The 22,464-nt window shown below is 71.9% G+C and carries 22 protein-coding genes; 11 read left to right on the top strand and 11 right to left on the bottom strand.

The genetic code is table 11. The annotated features are described in order from the left end of the window. Positions 1-52 precede the first annotated feature (52 nt). The 4 genes from IAI59_RS07285 to IAI59_RS07270 are packed head-to-tail and all read right to left on the bottom strand — an operon-like array spanning position 53 to position 5,093. The gene (locus tag IAI59_RS07285) at positions 53-1,678 is read right to left on the bottom strand and encodes an ABC transporter ATP-binding protein (RefSeq protein ID WP_207416889.1); all 1,626 of its coding nucleotides are present in this window, start codon (positions 1,676-1,678) and stop codon (positions 53-55) included. After that, positions 1,675-2,505, bottom strand: a complete 831-nt coding sequence (locus tag IAI59_RS07280; protein ID WP_207416891.1) for an ABC transporter permease — start codon at positions 2,503-2,505, stop codon at positions 1,675-1,677. The genes IAI59_RS07285 and IAI59_RS07280 overlap by 4 nt, the downstream gene beginning before the upstream one ends. Then, positions 2,505-3,482, bottom strand: coding sequence for an ABC transporter permease (locus tag IAI59_RS07275; protein WP_207416893.1), 978 nt, complete (start codon positions 3,480-3,482; stop codon positions 2,505-2,507). Before IAI59_RS07275 ends, IAI59_RS07280 begins: the two co-directional genes overlap by 1 nt. Further along, entirely contained in the window at positions 3,483-5,093 is a 1,611-nt protein-coding gene (locus IAI59_RS07270; RefSeq protein ID WP_207416895.1) for an ABC transporter substrate-binding protein, read from the bottom strand. A 162-nt stretch (positions 5,094-5,255) separates the two neighbouring features. Between IAI59_RS07270 and IAI59_RS07265 the strand changes: the two genes are divergently transcribed. Continuing rightward, a complete protein-coding gene (locus IAI59_RS07265; protein WP_207416897.1) occupies positions 5,256-6,470 on the top strand; it encodes an acyl-CoA dehydrogenase family protein in 1,215 nt (404 codons plus the stop codon). 101 nt (positions 6,471-6,571) lie between these two features. Here IAI59_RS07265 and IAI59_RS07260 read toward each other — a convergent pair whose 3' ends face one another. Further along, entirely contained in the window at positions 6,572-7,231 is a 660-nt protein-coding gene (locus IAI59_RS07260) for a hypothetical protein (RefSeq protein ID WP_207417109.1), read from the bottom strand. Between the two features lie 198 nt (positions 7,232-7,429). On the opposite strand from IAI59_RS07260, the gene IAI59_RS07255 reads away from it, so the two are divergent. From IAI59_RS07255 to IAI59_RS07230, 6 genes are all read left to right on the top strand, one after another. After that, positions 7,430-8,635 carry an aspartate aminotransferase family protein gene (locus tag IAI59_RS07255; protein WP_207416898.1) on the top strand — a complete coding sequence of 402 codons (1,206 nt, stop codon included), beginning with the start codon at positions 7,430-7,432 and terminating at the stop codon, positions 8,633-8,635. 14 nt (positions 8,636-8,649) lie between these two features. Next, positions 8,650-9,582, top strand: a complete 933-nt coding sequence (gene argF, locus IAI59_RS07250) for an ornithine carbamoyltransferase (RefSeq protein WP_207417087.1) — start codon at positions 8,650-8,652, stop codon at positions 9,580-9,582. Between the two features lie 63 nt (positions 9,583-9,645). Next, positions 9,646-10,818 (top strand): 5-demethoxyubiquinol-8 5-hydroxylase UbiM, encoded by a 1,173-nt coding sequence (gene ubiM, locus IAI59_RS07245; protein WP_207416899.1) that lies wholly within the window; start codon positions 9,646-9,648, stop codon positions 10,816-10,818. A gap of 272 nt (positions 10,819-11,090) precedes the next feature. Next, positions 11,091-12,050: an Hsp33 family molecular chaperone HslO gene (gene hslO, locus IAI59_RS07240; RefSeq protein ID WP_207416900.1), complete on the top strand. Its 960-nt coding sequence runs from the start codon at positions 11,091-11,093 to the stop codon at positions 12,048-12,050. Between the two features lie 21 nt (positions 12,051-12,071). After that, a complete protein-coding gene (locus tag IAI59_RS07235) occupies positions 12,072-12,818 on the top strand; it encodes a hypothetical protein (protein ID WP_207416901.1) in 747 nt (248 codons plus the stop codon). Further along, on the top strand, positions 12,815-13,204 hold the full coding sequence (locus IAI59_RS07230) for a RidA family protein (RefSeq protein WP_207416902.1): 390 nt from the start codon (positions 12,815-12,817) through the stop codon (positions 13,202-13,204). The genes IAI59_RS07235 and IAI59_RS07230 overlap by 4 nt, the downstream gene beginning before the upstream one ends. Positions 13,205-13,220: 16 nt before the next feature. Here the strand turns inward: IAI59_RS07230 and folE are convergent, their stop codons facing one another. The 3 genes from folE to IAI59_RS07215 form a co-directional block, all read right to left on the bottom strand. Beyond that, entirely contained in the window at positions 13,221-13,856 is a 636-nt protein-coding gene (folE, locus tag IAI59_RS07225) for a GTP cyclohydrolase I FolE (RefSeq protein WP_207416903.1), read from the bottom strand. Positions 13,857-13,913: 57 nt separating this feature from the next. Further along, positions 13,914-14,324: a Co2+/Mg2+ efflux protein ApaG gene (apaG, locus tag IAI59_RS07220; RefSeq protein WP_207416905.1), complete on the bottom strand. Its 411-nt coding sequence runs from the start codon at positions 14,322-14,324 to the stop codon at positions 13,914-13,916. Between the two features lie 106 nt (positions 14,325-14,430). Continuing rightward, entirely contained in the window at positions 14,431-15,327 is an 897-nt protein-coding gene (locus tag IAI59_RS07215) for an MBL fold metallo-hydrolase (protein WP_237181212.1), read from the bottom strand. A gap of 229 nt (positions 15,328-15,556) precedes the next feature. On the opposite strand from IAI59_RS07215, the gene IAI59_RS07210 reads away from it, so the two are divergent. After that, positions 15,557-16,672: a hypothetical protein gene (locus IAI59_RS07210; protein WP_207416907.1), complete on the top strand. Its 1,116-nt coding sequence runs from the start codon at positions 15,557-15,559 to the stop codon at positions 16,670-16,672. Positions 16,673-16,762: 90 nt separating this feature from the next. Here IAI59_RS07210 and IAI59_RS07205 read toward each other — a convergent pair whose 3' ends face one another. Genes IAI59_RS07205 through IAI59_RS07195 form a run of 3 tightly spaced genes read right to left on the bottom strand, consistent with a single transcriptional unit; the run spans position 16,763 to position 20,252 of the window. Then, positions 16,763-17,683, bottom strand: a complete 921-nt coding sequence (locus tag IAI59_RS07205; protein ID WP_207416909.1) for a DMT family transporter — start codon at positions 17,681-17,683, stop codon at positions 16,763-16,765. Further along, complete coding sequence (locus IAI59_RS07200; protein WP_237181211.1) at positions 17,680-18,603, bottom strand: DMT family transporter; 924 nt, start codon at positions 18,601-18,603, stop codon at positions 17,680-17,682. The genes IAI59_RS07205 and IAI59_RS07200 overlap by 4 nt, the downstream gene beginning before the upstream one ends. Continuing rightward, positions 18,600-20,252, bottom strand: a complete 1,653-nt coding sequence (locus IAI59_RS07195) for a hypothetical protein (protein WP_237180637.1) — start codon at positions 20,250-20,252, stop codon at positions 18,600-18,602. Before IAI59_RS07195 ends, IAI59_RS07200 begins: the two co-directional genes overlap by 4 nt. Before the next feature lie 110 nt (positions 20,253-20,362). On the opposite strand from IAI59_RS07195, the gene IAI59_RS07190 reads away from it, so the two are divergent. From IAI59_RS07190 to IAI59_RS07180, 3 genes are read left to right on the top strand one after another with little or no spacing between them, the layout of a single operon-like run. Continuing rightward, the gene (locus tag IAI59_RS07190) at positions 20,363-21,094 is read left to right on the top strand and encodes a class I SAM-dependent methyltransferase (RefSeq protein WP_207416910.1); all 732 of its coding nucleotides are present in this window, start codon (positions 20,363-20,365) and stop codon (positions 21,092-21,094) included. 20 nt (positions 21,095-21,114) lie between these two features. Further along, positions 21,115-22,122, top strand: coding sequence for a glycosyltransferase family 2 protein (locus tag IAI59_RS07185; RefSeq protein ID WP_207416911.1), 1,008 nt, complete (start codon positions 21,115-21,117; stop codon positions 22,120-22,122). Next, complete coding sequence (locus tag IAI59_RS07180) at positions 22,119-22,454, top strand: DMT family transporter (RefSeq protein WP_207416924.1); 336 nt, start codon at positions 22,119-22,121, stop codon at positions 22,452-22,454. Before IAI59_RS07185 ends, IAI59_RS07180 begins: the two co-directional genes overlap by 4 nt. Positions 22,455-22,464: the final 10 nt, after the last annotated feature.

The raw sequence follows: 22,464 nt of genomic DNA, 5'->3' as shown, positions 1-22,464 counted from the left end.
CCGCGGGGCCGGAAAGGGCGCGCCCCACCCGGCCCCGCGCCGCCGGCGCCCGCTAGGCCGTTTCGGTGCCGTAGGCCACCGGCGGAACCCACCCCCGCCCCGGCACGGCGGCGAACAGCGCGCGGGTGTAGTCGTGGCGGGGGTTGGCGAAGATCTCGGCCGCCGCCCCCTCCTCGACCACCGAGCCGTTGCGCATCACGGCGATGCGGTCGCAAAGCTGCGCCGCCACGCGCAGGTCATGGGTGATGAACACCATGGACAGCCCGAGCCGCTCCCGCAGTTCCGCCAGCAGCCGCAGCACCTGCGCCTGCACCGACACGTCGAGGGCCGAGACGGGCTCGTCCGCCACCAGCACCTCTGGCTTCATGGCCAGGGCGCGCGCCAGGCCGATGCGTTGCCGCTGGCCGCCGGAGAATTCATGCGGAAAGCGGTCCAGCGAGGCCGCGTCCAGCCCCACCAGCCCGAACAACTCGCGCGCCTGAGCCATGGCCTCGGCACGCGGGGTGCCATGGACCATCGGCCCCTGCGCCACCAGCTCGCCCACGCGGCGGCGGGGGTTGAGACTGGCATAGGGGTCCTGGAACACCATCTGGATGCGCCGCGCGTCGCGCCGCAGATCGGGTTTCGACAGGGCCAGCCGGTCCTGCCCGTCAATGGACACGCGCCCCGCATCGGGATCCAGCAGCCGCACCAGGCAGCGGGCGAGCGTGGACTTGCCGGAACCGCTTTCGCCCACGATGCCCAGCGTGCCGCCGCGCGGCAGGTTGAGCGAGACATCGCGCACCGCATGCGTTACCCGCGCATTGCGGCCCAGGAACCCGGCTTTGCGATAGGTCTTGGACAGGTTCTCCACACGCAACACCGCTTCGGCAGACAGCGGCCGCGTCGCCGGCGGCGCCAGCGGCGGCACGGCGGCGACCAGCGCGCGGGTATAGGGATGCGCCGGGCGGTTGAGCACCTGCGCCGCCGGCCCCTGCTCCACCACCTCGCCCTGGCGCATCACCGCCACGCGGTCGGCGATGTCGGCCACCACGCCGAAATCGTGGGTGATGAACAGCACGGCGGTGCCGGTGCGGCGCTGCAAGTCTCGGATCAGCTGCAGGATCTGCGCCTGGGTGGTGACGTCCAGCGCCGTGGTCGGCTCGTCGCAGATCAGCAGCACGGGGTCCAGCGCCAGCGCCATGGCGATCATCGCCCGCTGCCGCTGGCCGCCGGACAGCTCGTGCGGAAAGGCGCGCGCCGCGGCGGCGGGGTCGGGGATGCGCACCTGGTCCAGCAGCGCCAGCACGCGGGCATCGCGCTCGGCGGCGGAAAGCCTGGTATGGACGCGGAACATCTCGCCGATCTGGCTGCCGATGGAACGCAGCGGGTTGAGCGCCGTCATCGGCTCCTGGAACACCATGCCGATGCGCCGGCCGCGCAGGCGGCGCAGCTCCGGCTCGGACAGCGCCAGGAGGTCGCGCCCCTCGAACATCACGCGCCCGGCGGTGGCGCGCACGCCTTCCGGCAGCAGGCCCATCACGGCGCCCGCCGTCATGGACTTGCCGGAGCCGCTTTCGCCAACCACGCAGAGGATCTCGTTGGGGCCGAGCTCCAGCGTCACGTCGCGCAGCGCGTCGGGGCGGTCGCCGCCCTTGGGCAGCGCGACCGTCAGACCCTCGATCGACAGCAGGCTCATCGGGACCTCAGCCTCGGGTTCAGGGCGTCGTTCAGCCCCTGCCCGACCAGCGACACCGCCAGCACCGTGAGCAGGATGGCGACCCCGGGAATGGCGGACACGTACCACTGCACGCGCAGGACGTTCTTGCCGGCGCCGATCAGATTGCCCCAGCTCGCGACGTTGGGGTCGGACAGGTTGAGAAAGGCCAGCGCGCTTTCCAGCAGGATGGCGGTGGCCATGATGACGCTGGCATAGACGATGACCGGCGGCAGGGCGTTGGGCAGGATCTCGCGGAAGATGATGCGCGCGTCCCGCATGCCCAGCACGCGGCAGGCCTGCACGAACTCGCGCGAGCGCAGCGACAGGAACTCCGCCCGCGTCAGCCGCGCCGAGGGCGGCCAGGACACGATGCCGATGGCCACCGTCACGGTCTGGATGTCGGAGCCGAACACCGCCACCAGCACCAGCAGCAGGATGAAGTTGGGCAGCGTCTGGAAGGCCTCCGCCACCCGCATCAACACCGTGTCCACCCAGCCGCCATAGAAGCCCGCCAGCGCACCCACCACGATGCCGATGCCGATGGAGATGGCGGTGGCCACGATACCGATCAGCAGCGACACGCGCGCGCCGTGGAAGACCTGCGCCGCGATGTCGCGCCCCGTGTTGTCCGTGCCCAGCCAGAAGCGCGGGCTGGCGCCGGGCCATTGCAGCGGCCGCCCGGCCAGCGACAGCGGGTCGCGCGGGAACACCCAGCCGGCGCTGAACGCCATCCCGACGACCAGCAGCAGCAGCACCAGCCCGCCCACGGCGGCGGGGCTGCGCAGGTAGCGGCGAAGCAGGCTCATCAGCGGTCCGCCACGATGCGCGGGTCGAGCTTGGCGTAGAGCAGGTCGACCACGAAGTTCACGGAGATCACCAGCAGCGCGGACACGAAGACGATGCCGAGCAGCGTGTTGAGGTCCCGTTGCACCACGGATTCATAGGCGAGCCGCCCCAGGCCAGGCAGGTTGAACACGCTTTCCACCACCACGGAGCCGCCCAGCATGGTGCCGGCCTGCAGGCCGATCAGCGTCAGCCCTGGCAGCAGCGCGTTGCGCAGCACATGGCGCAGCAGCACGCCGGTCTGGCTCAGCCCCTTGGCGCGCGCCGTGCGCACGAAGTCGAGGCTCAAGACCTCCAGCATGGAGGCGCGCATGATGCGCAGGTAGGTCGCCAGGAAGATCAGCGCCAGCGTGCTCACCGGCAGCACCAGGTGCCAGGCGATGCCCGCCACCCGCGCCAGCCCGGTGGCGCCGGTGCCAATCTCCTCGAACCCGCCGGCGGGCAGCCAGGACAGCTTGATGGCGAAGACCACGATGCCCATCATGCCGAACCAGAAGGACGGCGTGGCGTAGAAGATCAGCCCCAGGGTGGAGATCAGCGCGTCCGGCCACTTGTTGGCCCGCCGCGCCGCCAGCACGCCCAGCGCCATGCCCGCCGCAAAGGCGAAGCACAGCGAGATGCCCATCAGCAGCAGCGTCACCGGCAGCCGCTCCAGGATCACCGACGACACGGGCTTGCCGTAGATGGCCGAGAAGCCGAGGTCGAGCCGCACCAGCCGCCACAGATAGCGCGCGAGCTGCACCAGCACCGGCGCGTCCAGCCCGTAGAAGGAGCGGAGCTGCTCCATCTGCGCCGGGTCGCCGCCGCCCATCTGGGCCATCAGCGCGTCCACCGTGTCCCCCGGCGCGAGCTGCAGCAGCAGGAACAGCCCGACCAGGATCAGCAGCAGCGTCGGCAGGCTGGCGGCCAGCCGGCGCAGCGCCAGCGACAGGATGCGCATTCAGGGGGCCAGCCAGGTGTCGTGGCAGTCGCCGGAATCCCAGCGCGGCGTGGTGTGGTGGTTCTGCACCTTGTTGCTGGTGGCGGTGTAGAAGGGCCGCTCGGTCAGCATGGCCACCGGGATCTCCTCGTTCACCGCCTTGACGAACTCGGCGTAGAGCGCCTTGCGGCGGGCCGGGTCCAGCTCCGTCGCCGCGCGGTCGATCAACTGGTCCACGGTGTCGGACTGCCAGCCGTACTGGTTGGTCCAGGGCGCGCCCTTGGGACTGCCGGAGCGGTACCACACGGTGGTCGAGACCGCCGGGTCGCCGCGGTACTGGTGCCAGCCGGTGGCGAGGTCGAAGTTCCAGTCGCGGTACACCGCCGTCAGCGCGCCCGCGATGTCGAGCTGCACGATCTCGACCCGGATGCCCACCTGCTGCAGCGACTGCTGCACGAAGGTGGCCAGCAGCGGCACGTCCTCGCCGTTCTGGATGGGCACCATGCGCAGCGTGAAGCGCACGCCGCCGGCGCCGCGCCGGAAGCCGGCCTCGTCCAGCAGCGCCTCGGCCTTGGCCTTGTCGAAGGGGTAGGGCACGGGGTTGTTCGGGAAGAACTCGGGCGACAGCGAGGGGATCGGGCCCGTGGCGGGCTTGCCCAGCCCGTACAGGAAGTTCTCCAGGAAGAACGGCACGTCGATGGCGTGCACGATGGCGCGGCGCACGCGCACATCCGCCAGCTCCTTGCGCCGCGTGTTGAATTCCAGCGTGTTGTTGAACACGTTGGCTTCCACGCCGCGGGTCGAGACCTCGAAGCGCGGGTCGGTGCGCAGCCGGTCGAGGTCGGCCAGCGGCAGGCCGTTATAGGCCGAGATCTGCACCGCCCCCGTTTCAAGCGCCGCCGTCGCCGCCGCGCGGTCGGTGATGAAGCGCCACACGATGCGGTCCAGGTAGGGAAAGCCCTCGCGCCAGTAGTCCGGGTTGCGTTCGGCGATCACGTATTGCCCGCGCTGGTATTCCACGAACTTGAACGGCCCGGTGCCGATCGGCGCCGTGTTGGCCGGGTTTTCCAGCACGTTGCTGCCGGCGAAGACATGCTTGGGCACGATGTAGCCCAGGTCGCACAACGCGCGCAGCAGGAGGTTCAGCGGCATGGGGCGGGAATAGCGGAACACCGCCGTCAGCGGGTCCGGCGTGTCCACCGCTTCCAGGTAGAGCTGCAGCGTGGTGCCGTAGTTCAGGTGCACCTTCCACTGCTCCATCGCCGAATACTGCACGTCGGCGGAGGTGAAGGGCTTGCCGTCATGCCACTTCACGCCGTCGCGCAGCTTGAAGGTGACGGTCTTGCCGTCCTCACTGGCTTCCCACGATGTCGCCAGCACCGGCTCCGGCCGGCCGCTGGTGCCAAGGTCCACCAGCCCCTCGATGATCTTGCTGGTGATCACGTAGACGCCGGTGGAAGCCCGCAGCGCGGGATTCAGGATGCGCTGCTCGGAACCCAGGTGGATGGTCAGCACGCCGCCCTTGCGGGGCGTGGCGGCCGGGGCCTGGGCGGCAGCGGGCAGTGCCGGCAGGAGGCCGGCCAGCATCACTCCGGCGGAAGACAACAGGGCCTGGCGGCGGGTCATGAACATGGACCGGGTGTTCCTTCGCGGTTGCAATGCACAAAGAGCGAAAGTGAGATTATGTCAATGCCCGGTCGGCAGCGTGATTTCGCTCGGCCGGCCCCCGGGAATGGTGGCGCGTTTCCCGCCTCTCGTCCATCATTGCGCCGCACCATGAGGAGGCTCCCGCCCATGCTGGCCCATGACAGCGCCGCCACGGCCATCGACCCCGTGGCCCTGGCCGACGGGCTGGCCCGCGGCTTCGCGGCACGCGCCGCCGCGCAGCAGGGCTTTCCCGCCGAGAACCATCGCGAACTGCACGCCAGCGGCTACCTGCGCCTGTTGCTGCCGCGCGACCAGGGCGGCACGGAAGGCGGCCTGCTGCCCATGGTGCGGGCCCAGGAACGCCTGGCACAGGGGGATGCCGCAACCGCCCTGGTGGTGTCCATGGCCCTGGTGGTGATGGGCAAGCTGCGCGAGGACCGCCCCTGGCCGGCGGAGGTCTTCGCCGAGGTGTGCGGGGGCATGCTGCGCGACGGCGGCGCCATCAACAACTGCGTCACCGAGCCGGAGCTCGGCAGCATCTCGCGCGGCGGCATCCCGCGCTCCCGCGCCACGCCGGTGGATGGCGGCTGGCTGGTGGAAGGCCACAAGATCTTTGTCACCGGCGCGCCGGCGCTGCGCTGGTTCCTCACCGCCGTGGTGCTGCCGCCAAGCGGCGCGGCACCGGATGGCGAGCTGGCCACCGCCATTGTCGCCGCCGGCTCGCCGGGGCTGCGCATCGTGGACAGCTGGGACGGCGCCATGAGCCTGCGCGGCTCGGGCAATTCCGATGTCTTCTACGACAAGGTCTTCGTGCCGGACCGGCTGATGGTGGAGCGCGTGCCGATCGGGCAGCGGCAGGGCTCGGCCGGGGGCAAGGCCTCCGCGCCCGGGCTTGGGCCATGGTCGCTGGCCATCTCTGCGGTGTATCTGGGCATCGGCCAGGCAGCGCTGGAAGCGGCCTGCGACTATGCCAACACCCGTGTGCCCACGGCGCTGGGCCAGCCCATCGCCGGGCAACTTCATATCCAGCAGCGCATCGGCGAGATGCAGGCGGTGCTGCTGGCCGCGCGCGCCACGCTGCACGAGACGGCGCGCCTGTGGACCGAGCGGCCGGACCTGCGCGCCGAGCTGCCGGCCCGCATCGCCGCCGCCAAATACCTTTGCACCAATGCCGCCTGCACCGCCACGGAACACGGGCTGCGCGTTGCCGGTGGCTTCAGCCTGACCGCCGCGCTGCCGCTGGAGCGTCACTTCCGCGATGCCCGCGCCGGGCTGTTCCAGCCGCCGCAGGACGACCTCGCGCTCGGCGTCATCGGCCGCGCGGCCCTGGCGCGTCGGTGCGGGGCGGACACGGCGCCGTAGCCCGGGGCCCGCCCGAAAGGACCCGTCCCGCCCGTTCCGGCCGCCAGCAAAAAGGCCCGGGGGCATGCTGCCCCCGGGCCCGGCATTCCGCCGTGGCTCGTTCAACGCGGCGTGGTGGTGCCCGTGGTCGTGCCGGTCGTGGTGCCGGTCTGGCCTTCCGCCGCGCGGCCCATGGCCGAGCCGGTGGGCGCCGAGGGTGCCATGTCCGGCGCGCGGGTGTTGCCGCCCGGCGCGTCGCTGGTGGCACGGTCCGCCGCGCGGCCGGCCGCCGTGCCCGCCGGGTTGTTGGCGGTGCCGTCCGAGTTCTGCGGATAGGCGCCCGAGGCGTTGGTGCCCGCGGCGCGGTCCAGCGCACGGGTGGCGGCGGTGCCGGGCGGGTTGTTGCCGGTGCCGTCGGGGCTGTTGGGCGTCGCGCGGTCCGCAGCGCGGCCGGCGGCGGTGCCAGGCGGGTTGTTGGCGGTGCCGTCCGCGTTCTGCGGATAGGCGCCGGAGATGTTGGTGCCCAGCGTGCGGTCAATGGCGCGGGTGGCGGCGGTGCCCGGCGGGTTGCTGCTGTCGGTGCTGCCCGGCGTGGTGCTCGACGACGAGGACGACGGCGTGTTGCTCGGGGCGGGGCTGGACGGGCTGGGGTTGGACGGCACGTTGGTGCTGCCGGTGGTGTCCGGCATGGTATTGCTGGTGCCGCTGGCGTTCTGGGCCTGGGCGATGCCACCCAGCCCGATCAGGGCCGTGGTCGCCAGGGCGATCATGGAAGTGCGCATGCTGGTCCTCGTTTGGTTGGCCGGCCGCTTGCCGCGACTGTGCCAAGGCAACGCGGCTCGCCGCGTGGCGGTTGCCGGCGCACCGCGCGCGCCATTGCCGCGGCACGGCTTTTCCGGCAGCATGGCCAATCCCGCGGAGCGTTGCGCCGGCGATCCCCGCCGCGCCCTTTCCGGGACTGCGGAGCCTGAGACACCACCGTGATCCCCGCCCTGATGCCGACCTACAACCGTGCCGACCTCGCCTTTGAGCGGGGCGAGGGCGCCTGGCTGTGGACGACGGACGGCCGACGAATGCTGGATTTCGGGTCGGGCATCGCCACCACCTCCATCGGCCACGCGCATCCCCACCTGGTCCGCACCGTCGCCGAACAGGCGGCCAAGGTGATGCACGTGTCCAACCTGTACCGCGTGCCGCAGGCCGAGCGCCTGGCGCAGCGGCTGGTGGACAGCTCCTTCGCGGACAGCGTGTTCTTCTGCAACTCGGGCGCCGAGGCGAACGAGGGCATGATCAAGGCGGTGCGCAAGTACCACGCCGAGAACGGCCACCCGGAGAAGTTCCACGCCATCTGCTTCGAGGGCGCCTTCCACGGCCGGACGCTCGCCACCCTGTCGGCCACCGGCAACGAGAAGTACCTCGCCGGCTTCGGCCCGCCGGTGCAGGGCTTCGAGCACGTGCCCTTCGGCAACATGAACGCGGTGCGCGACGCCATCGGGCCGCAGACCGCCGCCATCATGATCGAGCCCATCCAGGGCGAGGGCGGCGTGCGACCGGCGGATCTCGACTTCCTGCGCGCGCTGCGCGCCGCCTGCGACGAGTTCGGCCTGCTGCTGGCGCTGGACGAGGTGCAGACCGGCATGGGGCGCTCCGGCAAGCTCTGGGCGCACCAGTGGGCGGGCATCGAGCCGGACGTGATGTCGGCGGCCAAGGGCATCGGCGGCGGCTTTCCGCTCGGCGCCGTGCTGGCCAAGGAGCATGTGGCGAAGCACCTGAAAGCCGGCACCCACGGCACCACCTATGGCGGCAACCCGCTGGCCTGCTCCGCCGGCAACGCGGTGCTGGACGTCATCCTGGCCGATGGCTTCCTGGACCAGGTGGATGCCACCGCGCGCTACCTGTGGGACGGCCTGCGCCAGCTGGTGGCGCGCCACCCCACCGTGGTCAGTGGCGTGCGCGGGGCGGGCTTGCTGCTCGGCCTGCAATGCACGCCGGAGGTGGTGAACGGCGAGATGCAGGCCGCCGCCGTGGCGGAAGGGCTGCTGACCGTCGCCGCCGGGCAGAACGTGCTGCGCCTGGCGCCCTCGCTGATCATCGGCCGCGCCGAGGTCGATGCGGCGGTGGAGATGCTGGACCGCACCTTCACCAAGGCGGCGGAGCGGCTGCGCGCGGCGGCACCGGCCAAGTGAGCGCCGTGCTGAAGATGCAGGGCGGGGGGGCGAAAGCCCCCCGCCACTTCCTGGAGCTGTCCGATTTCGCGGGCCCCGAGCTGCGCCGCATGCTCGACCTCGCGGCCGAGGCCAAGCGCGGCGGCGTCACCGCCCAGCCGCTGGCCGGCAAGACCGTGGCGCTGATCTTCGAGAAGCCTTCCACCCGCACCCGCGTGTCCTTTGAGGTCGGCATCCGCCAGCTCGGCGGGCACGCGGTGGTGCTGTCGTCCAAGGACATGCAGCTCGGGCGCGGCGAAAGCGCGGCCGACACCGCCAAGGTGCTGTCCCGCTACGTGGACGCCATCATGCTGCGCACCGACAGCGTGGCCAAGCTGCGGGAACTCGCCGAGCACGCCACCGTGCCGGTAATCAACGGCCTGACCGACGTGTCCCACCCCTGCCAGTTGATGGCCGACATCCTCACCTTCGAGGAGCATCGCGGTCCCATTGCCGGCCAGACGGTGGCCTGGCTGGGCGACGGCAACAACGTCGCGCGCTCCTTCATCCAGGCCGCCGCGCGCTTCGGATTCACCCTGCGCCTCGCCACCCCACCCGAGCTGGCGCCGCCGGCGCAGCTGGTGGACTGGGCGCGGCGCGAGGGCGCGACCATCGAGCTGACCACCGACCCGGTGGCCGCCGTGCGCGGCGCCCGCTGCGTGGTGACCGACACCTGGGTCAGCATGTCGGACGAAAAGGACGGCGGCCCCAGCGCCCGCCACAACATGCTGGCCCCCTATCAGGTCAATGCCGCGCTGATGCAGCACGCGGCGGCCGACGCGGTGGTGATGCACTGCCTGCCGGCGCATCGCGGCGAGGAGATCACCGCCGAGGTGATCGACGGCCCGCAGTCGGTGGTCTTCGACGAGGCCGAGAACCGCCTGCACGCGCAGAAGGGCGTGCTGCTCTGGGCGCTCGGCGCCAATTGACGGGGTGGTGACAGAGTGCCGCACCGACCTTATCTGCCAGTCCGGCGGATAAGGACGCGGTGCATGCAGTTCGATATGGTGGTGGTGGGCGGTGGCCCGGTGGGGCTCGCCTTCGCCTGCGGGCTGCGCGGCACCGGCCTGTCCGTCGCGATCGTCGAGCCGCAGCCGGAAGCCGCGCTGGCCGAGCCGGCGGTGGACGGGCGCGAGATCGCCCTCACCCACCGTTCGCAGGAGATCCTGCGCCGCCTGGGCGCCTGGGACCGCATTCCCGAGGGCATCCCCTCCCCCCTGCGGCAGGCGGAAGTGCTGAACGGCGGCTCCCCCTACGCGCTGCGCTTCGACACCAGCGGCCGCGATGCGGAGGAACTGGGCAAGCTGGTGCCCAACCATGTGATCCGCCGTGCCCTGTTCCAGTCCCTGCCGGAAGGCACCACCCTGCTCACCGGCCGCCGCGTCACCGCGTTGCGGTGCGATGCCGAGGGCACCGAGCTGGTGCTGGACGACGGCACCGTGCTGCGGGCCGGCCTCGCGGTCGGGGTGGACAGCCGCTATTCCACCTTCCGCGGCTTGGCGGGCATCGAGGCCGAGCGCGTCGACTTCGGCAAGCACATGCTGGTGGCGCGCATGCAGCACACCCGCCCGCACCGCCACGTGGCCACGGAATGGTTCGACTACGGCCAGACCATCGCCATGCTGCCGCTGAATGGCGAGATGTCTTCCGTGGTGATCTCCCTGCCGCCCGCCGAGATCGCGCGCATGAAGGCGATGGACGGGCGCGAGTTCGGTGCCGAGGTGACGCGCCGCTACCAGTCCCGCCTCGGCCCCATGCAGCTCGCCGGCGGGCGCCACACCTATCCGCTGGTCGCCACCTACGCCAAGCGCTTCGCCGGCCAGCGGCTGGCGTTGCTGGGCGATGCCGCTGTGGGCATGCACCCCGTCACCGCGCATGGCTTCAACTTCGGGCTGCATGGCCAGGACATCCTGGCCGGCCGCATCCGCGCCGCCGTGGCGCAGGGGCGCGACTTCGCGTCCGGTCCCGTGCTGCGCGGCTATGAGGCCGAGCACCGCACCAACACCCGCGCCCTGTACCTGGCCACCAACGCCACCGCCGCGCTGTATTCCAGCGACCGCCCGGCGGCACGGCTGCTGCGCGACGTGGCGCTGCGCCTGGGCAACCGGCTGAAGCCGGTGCGCGGGGCGATCGTGTCGCATCTGATGGAGCAGCCGGGGCGGTGAGCAAGCTCAGGGGAGGCATTCCCGGAACGCCTTCTTTTTTATGACTTGTTTTCGATCCTGCCGTTCGGCCACTTCGCTTGCTGTGCGGATCGCGGCCTCTTTCCCCCCGACCTGCCGCTTCCCCGCCTCGCAACTGGGCCATCCCCGCCCTATCTAGGGCTTCGACCCGCGCGGCCATCCCGCGCTTCCCCACCCCCTGTCGCGCCTCGCAGCCGCCTTCCCCGGCGGCGCCACGCGTTTCCGCGCAGGGCATTTCGTGCAAGGCTTGCCGCGTGACCGATCCGACCCTGCCCTACGCCCCCCATGACGACGACCGCCCGCCGGTGCCCAGCTTGGCCGTGGCCGACGGCATCCAGCCCTTTCACCTGCGCGACAAGCCGGTGCGCGGGCGGCTGGTGAAGCTCGGCCCGCTGGCGGAGGCGCTGCTGTCGCGCCACGACAACCCGGACGTGGTGCGCAAGCTGACCGGCCAGGCGCTGGCATTGACCGCGGGCCTCGCGACGGCATTGAAGTTCCAGGGGTCCTTCAGCCTGCAGGCCAAGGGCGACGGCGCCGTGCCCATGCTGCTGGCCGATTGCACCGACGCCGGCACGCTGCGCGGCTATGCGCGGGCCGAGCCGGACCGGTTGGCGCTGTTGAACGGCGCGGACGCCGAGGCCGGCGCGCTGCTGGGCAGCGGCTACCTGGCCTTCACGGTGGACCAGGGGCCGGACATGGAGCGCTACCAGGGCATCGTCTCGATCGAGGGCGAAACGCTGGCGGACATGACGCAGCACTACTTCGCCACCTCCGAGCAGCTGGCGAGCCGCGTGTGGCTGGCCGCCGGGCAAACGCCGCAGGGCTGGCGCGCCACCGCGCTGATCCTGGAGCGGGTCGCGGCCGAGGGCGGCATCGACGCCGTGACCAGCAGCGCCGAGCACGACGATGCCTGGGACACCGCCCTGGCGCTCGCCGCCACGGTCAAGGACAGCGAGATGCTGGACGACGCGCTGAGCGCGCCGCAGCTGCTGCACCGGCTGTTCCATGCCGAAGGGCTGGTGGTCGACCCGCCGCGGCCGCTGGCCTATGGCTGCCGCTGCTCGCGCGCCAAGCTGTCCGGCGTGTTGCAGGGCTTCGGCGACGCGGATCTGGACGAGATGACGCAATCGGGCGAAATCTCCATGACCTGCGAGTTCTGCAACACCACCTTCCGCTTCGCGCGGGACGAGGTGCGCGGCGCGCCAAGCGCATAAATGATTTGGGGGAGAGCACGAATGATGCCGACGATCACGCGCCGGCGGGTGGCACTGGCTTTGCCGCTGCTGGCGGCCGCCTGCGCCAGCGGCGACGCGCCGCCCCGGATGAACACCACGCCGCCGTCCTACGGCTTTCTGACGCCGCTGCGGCTCAACGTGCTGGACATCGAGGTCGTGCCCTCCATTCAAGGCCCCGCCTATCGCATCGACCCGCCGGCGCCGCTGTCGCCGCTGGCGCTGGCCGAGCAGATGGGGCGGGAGCGGCTGGTGCCGGTCGGCACCGCCGGCCGGGCGCGCTTCATCGTCGACACGGCCACGCTGATCCGCGGGGGCGCCAGCGGCGGCGGGCTGTTCACCCAGGCCAGCGAACAGCTCAACGTGGTGATCCATGTGCGGGTGGAGATCCTGGGCCCGGACGGCCGCCGCGTCGGCTTCACCGAGGCTGAGGTGCGCCGCAGCGCCACCATGGTGGTCGAGGGCCCGGCGAGCCAGGCCCGCAACGCCGACCAGATCGTCCGCCAGGCAATGGAGGACCTGAACGTCGAGTTCGAGTTCCAGATCCGCCGCAGCCTGCGCGACTGGCTGATGACCGGCGACCCCGGCGTGGTGCCGAGCGCCGCGCCGATCCAGCAGGAAAGCCTCGGCGGCACCGCGCCGGTCGTGCCGCCGGCCACGACCGTGGCCCCGGCCGGCGGCACGCCCGGGCTGGCACCGCCCGTCCGCTACGCCCCCTCCCTGACGCCCGGTCTGCCGCCGCAGCCGTGAGCCGGGTGCGCTTTTCCAACCCGGCCGGGGTGCCGGCGCCCGCCGGCTTTTATTCGCAGGCGGCCCTGGTGGAGGGCGCCGGGCGGCGGCTGCTGGTGTCGGGCCAGATCGGCGTGGCGGCGGATGGCGGCGTGGCCGAGGGGGGGCCGGCGCAGATCCGCCAGGCCCTGGCCAATCTTGGCCAGGTGCTGGCCGCGCATGGCATGGCACCGGGCCAGGTGGTGCGCGTGCTGGTGCTGTTGACCGACCGCGCCCTGCTGGCCGACTGGCGCGCCGCGCGCAACGACTTCTTCGGCGACCACGCGCCGACCAGCACGCTGATGGTGGTCGCGGGGCTGGCCGATGCGCGCTTTCTGGTGGAGGTGGAGGCCGAGGCGGTGGACTGACCGCCGCCGGGCGGTCCTAGCCTTCCAGGCCGCCTGCCCGCGGTGCCCCGACGATGGCCAGGAATTCCCGCCGCGTGGACGGGTTGTCGCGGAAGGCCCCCAGCATCCGGCTGGTCACCATGGCCACCCCCGCCTTGTGCACGCCGCGCGTGGTCATGCATTGGTGCGAGGCCTCGATCATCACCGCCACGCCCTTGGGCTTCAGGACGTCCTGGATGGTGTTGGCCACCTGCGCGGTCAGCTTCTCCTGGATCTGCAGGCGCTTGCTGTAGATCTCCAGCACCCGCGCCAGCTTGGAGATGCCGACCACCCGGCCTTCCGGCAGGTAGGCGATGTGCGCGCGGCCGATGATGGGCACCATGTGGTGTTCGCAATGGCTTTCCAGGCGGATGTCGCGCAGCACCACCATCTCGTCGTAGCCGTCGGTTTCCTCGAAGGAGCGGGCGAGCATCTCCACCGGGTCCTCGGCATAGCCCGCGAAGAACTCGTCGTAGGAACGGACCACGCGGGCGGGGGTGTCGACCAGCCCTTCGCGGGCCGGGTCGTCGCCGGCCCAGCGCAGCAGGGTGCGGACCGCGGCCTCGGCCTCCTCACGCGTGGGGCGGGCGGGGCGGTCGTCCGTGGCGGCGGGGGGCGGGGTCAGGATGTTCACGGCCGGTCTTTCAGAGCGAGCATGGCAGATGGGCGATCGGGGCACCGAAGCAAGCGGTCAGTGCACAGCGCCGCCCTGGTGCGGGCTGTCCAGGCTGAAGGCGGGGATCGCCACGTCGAACGGCTCGCCGCTGCCGGTTTCCACCATGTGGTAGGCGCCGCGCATGAAGCCCGACGGGGTCGAGAGCGGCGTGCCGGAGGTGTATTCGAAGCTTTCGCCCGGCTCCAGCACCGGCTGCTCGCCCACCACGCCCGGCCCGTGCACCTGCTGGCTGCGGCCCAGGCCGTCGGTGATCTGCCAGGTGCGCTTCAGCAGCTGCACCGTGGCGCCGCCCTCGTTGGCGATGGTGACGCGGTAAGCCCAGACGAAATGCCCTTCCCCGGGCTTCGACTGGTCTTCCAGGAAAAAGGCCCGCACCGAAACGCGCACGCCCCGGGTGACGGCGGTGAACAGCGGCGGTTCGGTCATGGTCGGGCGCCTCCTCCGGCCCGCGCGGGGGCCGCGGCGGGGGTGCACCGATAGACGCGGCCGGGCCGCCGATCCAGCCCCGCCGCGGCATGAGAGGGCTGCGGGCTCAGCCGGCGGCCTGCCAGCCGCCGGCCGCCGCCGGCATGGCATGCCCTTCGGCGGCCAGCTTCAGGAGGTGGGCCAGCAGGCTTTGCCCGGCGGCGCGGCGCAGCTTCGGGTCCAGCGTGCCGTAGACCGCCGGCACCAGCGCCTCGGCGGTGGCCGGGCCATGCGCGCGCAGCGCCCTCAGCACCAACGCCTCGCGCTCGTGGCGATGCGCCAACAGGCCCCGCAGCAAGGCGCCCGGGTCCGGCAGCGGCGCGCCATGGCCGGGCAGCAGCAGGTGCCAGGGCCGGGCCGCGACGCGGGCCAGCGCCGCCATGTAGGCCGCCATGTCGCCATCGGGCGGCATCACCACGCTGGTGGAGCAGCTCATCGCATGGTCGCCGGACAGCAGGATGCCCGCTTCCTCCAGCGCGAAGCACAGGTGGTTGGCGCAGTGCCCGGGGGTGTGCAGCGCGCGCAGCTGCCACCCCTCGCCCTGCAGCGCCTCGCCGTCCGCCAGGCGATGGTCCGGGCAAAAGGCATGGTCCGCGCCCTCGCCACCCTCGGCCGGCGGCGTCAGGTGCGGGCCGAAGCCCCAGCTCTCCGCGCCGGTGGCCGCCACCGCGGCAGGGACGCCGCCGGTGTGGTCGCGGTGGGTGTGGGTGACCAGGATGCGGGTGATGCGCTCGCCCGCCGTGGCGGCCTGCAGCGCCGCCAGATGCGCGGCATCGTCCGGGCCCGGGTCCACCAGCGCCACCTCGCCCTGCCCCAGCAGGTAGCTGTTGGTGCCAAGAAAGGTGAAGGCGCCCGCATTGCCGCAGCGCAGGCGGCGAATCCGCGGGCCGCCGGGCAGGCCGACCTCTTGCACCACGCCGGGCGGCAGCGGGTCGGCCCGCAACAGGGGCAGTGGCGTGGTCACGCCGTCCTAGCCCGGGATGCAGGACCGTGCGGTTGAGTTGTAAACAAATCACACCTCATGCAAAATTTACTCGGACACAAGTTTGCGTGATGACGCGGTGCGAAGGTTCAGCGACATCACGCTTATGCAGATCCCCGCTCCCGGCCGTGCGCTCACGGCCAGCCTGTTCGCCTTGCTGGCCGTGTCCCAGTCCGCCTGGGCCCGCGATCCGGTGACCGCAACCATAACCGTGGACGGACAAACCGTCACACGCAGCTTCAACGACACCAGCGAGGCCCTGCGCGCGCTGCGCACGGAAAACATCCGATCGGTCCTGCCCAACTACACGCGCAGTTCCACGGTGTCGGCGGACATCAACATCCGCGGCTTGGTGGTCAACGCCTCGGTGCCGGCCAACAGCAGCGCCATCACCCTGTCCTCGCCCGACGCCGACTTCAACCGCACCTTCGATGCCGGCACGGTGGATGCCACGCGGGCGCAGCTGAATTCGTTTCTGCGCGGCGACGAGGACCGCGAGGGCCTGCGCAAACTGGTGCGCGCCGTGGTCGCCACCAGCACGGTGGACCCGGTGGCGGGCAACCCGTCCTCGCTGCTCGGCCAGTCGGTGATCGCGGACTACGCGGCCGGCACGCTGCTGCCCGGCGACGACGGCCGCCTGGGCTCGCGCGCCGCCGGCTGGCACGCCTCCATTGGCGCCAGCCTGCAGCGGCAATCGGGCGGCGACTACACCGTCAATGTCTACAGCCTGCCGCTGGCGGTGTCCTACACCTTCGGCCAGGACGGGCTGGAAGCCTTCGTGCAGGCACCGCTGACGCTGAGCGACACCAGCGGCGGCACCTCCTACATGGGCTCGGGCGCGATCGGCGTGCGCATCCCGCTGGTGACGCAGCCGGACCTGCGCTGGGGGCTGACGCCGCTGCTGCGCTGGGGTGCCGCGGGGTCCGAGGATGTGGGCGCGGTGGGCCAGGTCTATGGCGGCGCCATGACCAGCGACCTGCGGGTGGCGGTCGGCGCCTTCACGCTGGGCATCAGCAACGGCATCAGCCGCTACCGCACCGAGCCGCTGAAGGTCGGGCGCTACGAGGTGGACTACCGCCTCAACAACTGGGCCTACCGCAACGGCGTGTCGCTGTCGCTGCCGGTGGGCGAGGTCGCCGGCCGCGCGGTGGATGCCGGCCTGTCCTTCGTGGACACCCGCATGACGGGCGACGACCTGGCAGTGGGCAACTGGCAGGAATACGGCGTGTTCGCCTCGCTCGGCGGCAGCTTCCGCGCCAGTGCGAGCTACCTGAACGGCGAGCGTGGCTTCAACGGCTTCCGCATCGGGCTAACCGCCGGGTTCTGACCGGCGGGGCCGCGGACCGGGGGGTACGGCGGCCTTTTGTTGAGATCGAGGGCGGGCGGGGCCGGGGAACAGTGTTCCCCGGCCCTTTTGCTATGCGCGGGCCCGGCGCCGCATTTCGCGGTGCAGGATGTAGAGCCCCGCGAAGACGATCAGCCCGGCGCCCAGCGCCATGGTCGGCCCCGGCACGTCGCCCCAGAACACCCAGCCGAACAGCGCTGCCCACAGCAGCGCCGTGTAGGTATAGGGCCCGAGCGAGGAGACCTGCGCGCTGGCGAAGGCCTCGGTAGAGCAAAGCTGGCCGATGCCGCCGACCAGCCCGATGCCGACCAGCAGGCCGAATTCCGCCCAGCCCGGCGTGACCCACACGAACGGCAGCGCCAGGGCGCTCAGCGCGCTCATCAGGATGGATTGCCACAGCACGATGGTGGTGCTGGCTTCCGTGGCCGAGAGCTGCCGCACCAGCAGGGTGGTGGAAGCCGCGAAAAGCCCATGGCAGGCGGCGGCGGCATAGCCCACGACCAGCACCCATTCGGCGATGCCCGGCGGCGCCGGGCGCGGCTGCCCCAGCACGGACGGGCCGAGCGCGATCACCAGGATGCCCAGAAACCCGATGCCCACCGCCGCCCAGCGGTGCGGCCCCGGCCGCTCGCCCAGGAAAGGGTAGGCCAGCAGCGTCACGAAGATGGGCGTGCCGTAGGTCAGCGCCTGCTGCTCGCCCAGCGGCAGCACGGTGGCCGAGAAGATCATGCAGGCAGTGGCCGCGAGCCCCGTGCCGGCACGCGCCAGGTGGCCCGGAAAGCGCCGGGTGCGCAGCGTGGCGCGGCGGCGCAGCGCCATGGCGGCGACCAGCGGCAGCGCCACGAAGGACCGGAAGAACACCATCTCCATGAAAGGGATGTCGCTGCCCAGCCCCTTCACGATCGCCGCCATGATGGAGAACATGAAGGTGGAGCAGAGGATCAGGATAGCGCCGCGGCGGATGTCATGGCGGACGGGAGCGGCGGCGGTCATGCCAGTCCGCGGGCCTGCCGGGCGCGCAACCGCTCCCGGTACAGGTTGTACAGCCCGGCGGCGATGACGATGGCGGCGCCGGCAAAGGTGGCGGGTGCCGGAAAATCACCCCAGATCACCAGCCCCAGCGGCACGCCCCACACCAGCGGGCTGTATTCCAGCGGCGCCAGCACGGACACGGGCGCGATGGCGAAGGCGCGGGCGAACAGCAGGTGCGCCGTGGCGTTGCCCGCCCCCAGCGCCGCCAGCACCAGCATGGTGCCCCAGCCCGGCAGCCAGAGGCCGCCCGCCGCCCAGCCCGGCGGCGGCAGCGCCGGCAGGAGCACCAGCCCGAAGGGGATGTGCGCCACCATCAGCCAGAAGGTGATGGTGGCGGGCGTGTCCGTGCGCCCCAGCACGCGGGTCCAGAGCCGGGTCAGCGCCATCAGCCCCATGGCCGCCAGCAGGATCGACACCTCCCACCGCCACAGGCTGCCGCCGGGCTGCAGCATCACCAGCACGCCGGAAAAGCCCAGCAGCGTGCTGCTCCAGCGCCGCCACCCCACCTGCTCGCCCAGCAGCGGAATGGCCAGAAGCGTCATGATCAGCGGGCTGGCCGCTGCCACCGCGTAGCTGTCCGCCAGCGGCATGCCGAGAAACCACGCGGCGTAGAAGGCGCAGGACACCACGCAATGCAGCAGGCTGCGCGTCGCGATCAGCCGGCGGTTGACCGGCCGCAGCACCGCGCCGCGCGCCAGCACCGCCACCGCGATGGCGCCGAACACCCCGCGCCACAGCATGGCGGCCGCGATGCCCACCTGCGGCAGCGCCCATTTCACCGCGGCGTCCGAGCAGGCGATGATGACGTAGCCGCCCGCGACCAGCAGGATGCCGCGCACCGCGTCGTCCCGCCGCGCGGGCAGGACGGCGGCAATGCTCACTGGATGCGCTCGAACAGCATGTAGCCCTCGATCTCGCCGGTCTGGCGGTATTGCCGCCACATGGCCGCGAAGCGCGGCTGGCGGGTGAAGTAGGCGACCATGTCGAAGGGCTGGTTGGCGCACCAGGAAATGCCGGCGTCGCGCGCCACCAGCACGGCGGCCGGCGGATGCTCCGTGAAGTCCTGCGCCACGCCTTCGAACAGGTAGCGTTCCGCCGGGCCCATCTGGGCGGGGGCGCGGAAGCGGGCGCCGTCCGCCGGGCAGCTGCGGTAGACCGCCTGCAGCAGCCAGGTGCTCATGAAACGCAGCACCGGCCGGTTCTCGGCGTAGTTCAGCGCCGGATAAGCCGGGTAGATGTCGGGCGACAGCACCAGCAGCCGGCCATCCGGCACGCGCTTCTCCAGCCAGGCGGCGATGCGCCCGGCGGGGCCCTGGTCGTAGTTGAACTCCCGCCACGGCGCCTCGCCGCCGCGGATCACCAGCAGGGTCAGGCCGATGGTCGCGGCGGCGGCCATCAGCGGCGCCAGCCGCCCGGCCAGCGGCGCGGGCAGCAGCGCGTCGGCGGCGCGCGCCATGGCGATGCCGCCGACCAGCCCGCCCCACATCCAGACCGGCACCACGTGGTAGCTCCAGCCCTTGTGCTGCACCAGGGCGGCGGCCAGCGCGCCCAGCGCGGCAACCGCCAGCAGGCGCGGCAGCCAGCCCAGCGTGCGGGTGCCGATGGCGAAGGTGAAGCCGGCGAGCGCCACCGTCATCACCGCCGCGGTGAACAGCTGCTCCGTCAGCAGCACCTGCCACCAGGGGGCGCCGCCGAGGCCGATGTAGTAGTCCCACACCAGCGGCAGAACCTCGCCGAAATACGCGGGAAAGCCGATGGCGACGATGGCCACGTAGAGCAGCCACAGCGCCGCCAGCGACCACGGCACCGGGTCGCGCAGCGCCGCCCGCCAGCCGTGGCGGCGGGCCGAGGCCAGCAGCACCACCCCTTCCACCAGCGCCGGCACCGCCAGGAAATGCGGCTTCAGCGCGAAGCCGATGGCGGCCATCAGCACCGTGCCGGCCACCAGCAGGCGGCCTGACCCGCCAAACGCGCCGCGCCAGTGGCCGGGCATGGCCAGCACCAGCCCGACCCCCGCCACGCCGGGGCCGGGCCCTTCAACCCGTCGTTCGGCGAGAAACAGATAGGGCAGCGCGGCGGCGGCCATGATCTGCTCGCGCTGGCCGAAGTCGTAGCCCGCCACCAGCAGCACCAGCGGCAACAACGCTAGCATCATCGCCGCCTCGGCCACGCCGCGCGGCGGTGCCAGGCGCCAGCACATCCACCCCGACAGCCCGCTGAAGGCCAGGAGGCACAGCAGCAGCGCCTGCACGCCGTCCAGCGGCGTCACGGACGCGAGCCAGGCGGGCGGCAGGTTCAACAGGAACACCAGCGGCGGGTTGACGTCGATCAGGTCGGTGTAGAGCTGCTCGCCCCCCACCATCCGCTCAGCGAAGCTCAAAACCGCCGCGACGTCCTGGTTCAACGGCGGCGACACCACCAGCGCCAGGAACAGCAGTGCCGGCAGCAGGGCGGGGATCATGCCGAACCAGCGCGGCGCGCGGCGTGTGGCGTGCCGGACGGTCCGGGCGGATACGGGTGAATGGGTCATGCGAACGGTTCATCCTGGCGCCGGCGGCGGCGGGCGTCCAGGCGCCGCGGGTCAGTTGCTCCTGTGCTCCGGCATTGCGGCGGAGTTCAGGCGCTGCCACAAGCGTCGCCGTGGAAACCGCCGAATACGACCTGATGGACGCGGCCGAGGACCGCATGTGGTGGTTTCGCGCCGCCCATGCGCGGGTGGCGCATGCCCTGCGCGCCCGCCCCGGCGTGGCCGGCCTGCCGTGGCTGGATGCTGGCTGCGGCACCGGCGGGCTGCTGCGGCGCCTGCGCGGCACGGCGCCGCTGGCGGGCGTGGAGTTCCACCCCGCCGCCGCCGCCCGCGCGCGCGCCAAGTCCGGCGCCGCCGTCGCGGCCGGGGACGTCAACGCCCTGCCCTTCGCCGATGGCCGCTTCGGCGCGCTGGTCAGCATCGACGTGCTATGCCACCGCGGCGTGACGGAAGCACTGGCCCTGGCGGAGATGCGCCGCGTGCTGGCGCCCGGCGGCACGCTGGTGCTGAACCTGCCTGCCTTCAACTGGCTGTTCAGCGCGCACGACGCGCGCGTGCACAACGCCCGCCGCTACACCGCAGGCGGCGCGGTGGCGCTGCTGCGGCAGGCCGGCTTCGCGGACGTGGAGGCGTTCTACTGGAACAGCCTGCTGCTGCCGCTGATGGTGGCGCAGCGCAAGCTGCGCGCCGCGGCGCCCGATGCCGCCAGCGACGTCGCCCCCTTCCCGCCATGGTTGGACCGCACTCTGCACGCCGCCACCCGTGCCGAGGCCGGGCTCGCGCGGCTCGGGCTGCGCTTTCCCGCCGGCGGATCGGTGCTGGTGGTCGCCACCCGTCCCCTTTGATCCCCGCCGGAACCCGCGCCATGCCGACAGCCACCGCCCGCCCGCCGGCCGCCCCGATCGGCCTTTCCATTGTCGTGCCGGTGTATCGCGGCGCCGCCACCGTGGGGCAGCTCGTCGCCGCGCTGTCCGCGCTGCGGCCGGAAGGCGGGCTGGAGATCGTGCTGGTCAACGACGGCAGCCCGGACGACAGCGGGCCGGTGTGCCGGGCGCTGGCGGCCTCGGCCACCGTGCCGCTGACCTACGTGGAGCACGCCCGCAACTTCGGCGAGCACAACGCGGTCATGTCCGGCCTGCGGCACGCGCGCGGCGCCTTCATCATCACCATGGACGACGACCTGCAGAACCCGCCGGAGGAGGTGGTGCGGCTGTACGACCACGCGCGCCTTGGCCAGTGGGACGTGGTTTACACCCGCTATGCCAAGAAGGAGCACGAGGGCTGGCGCAACCTCGGCTCGCGCTTCGCCAACGAGGTGGCGGACCAGCTGCTGGACAAGCCGCGCGGGCTGTACCTGTCCTCGTTCCGCTGCATGTCGGCGCTGGTGGCGCGGGAGGTCGCCCGGTACACCGGCCCCTACCCGTATATCGACGGGCTGATCATGCAGGTGACGCAGCGCATCGACAGCATCGAGGTGATGCACCTGGCGCGCATGGAAGGCCGCAGCAACTACACCCTGCGCCGCCTGGTACGGCTGTGGCTCAACCTGGCCACCAATTTCTCGCTCATGCCGCTGCGGCTCGCGATGCTGGCGGGCGTTTGCATGGGCGCGCTGGGCATGGTGGGCACCGTCTTCACCATCGTGGAAGCCATGACCAAGGACACGCCGTCCGGCTGGGCCTCGGTCATGACCATCACGCTGCTGGTCGCCGGCGTGCAGTTCCTGATCCTCGGCGTGATGGGCGAATATCTCGGCCGCGCCTTTCTGTCCGCCAACGGCAAGCCGCAGGGCGTGGTGCGCGAGGTGGTCGGCCCCGCCGCCGCCGCGCCCCCCGCGGTGGTGGTGCCCGGCGACGTGGAAACCCGCGCGTGACCGCCCACTGGCTGGTGCTGGCGGCGGCCATCTGCACCTCCATGACCGGGCAGGTGCTGCTCAAGGCCGGCACGCTGGCCGAGGGCAACTTCCTGGCGCAGCTGTTCCGCTGGCAAACCATCCTCGGCCTCGGCTGCTATGGCGGCGCGGCGCTGCTCTACATCGTGGCGCTGCGGCGCATCCCGATGAGCGTGGCGCTGCCCTGCACGGCGGCCTCCTACATCATCATCGCCCTGGTCGGGCACTACATGTTCGGCGAGGCGCTGGGGCCGCAGAAGCTGGCCGCCATTGCGTTGATCGCCGGCGGCGTGGCGCTGCTGGCGACGGCCTGAGGGCGGGAAA

The organism is Roseomonas haemaphysalidis (assembly GCF_017355405.1).
Lineage (GTDB): Bacteria > Pseudomonadota > Alphaproteobacteria > Acetobacterales > Acetobacteraceae > Pseudoroseomonas > Pseudoroseomonas haemaphysalidis.
The sequence above is the reverse complement of the archived record's forward strand: the minus strand, read 5'-3'. Positions and strand labels throughout refer to the sequence as shown.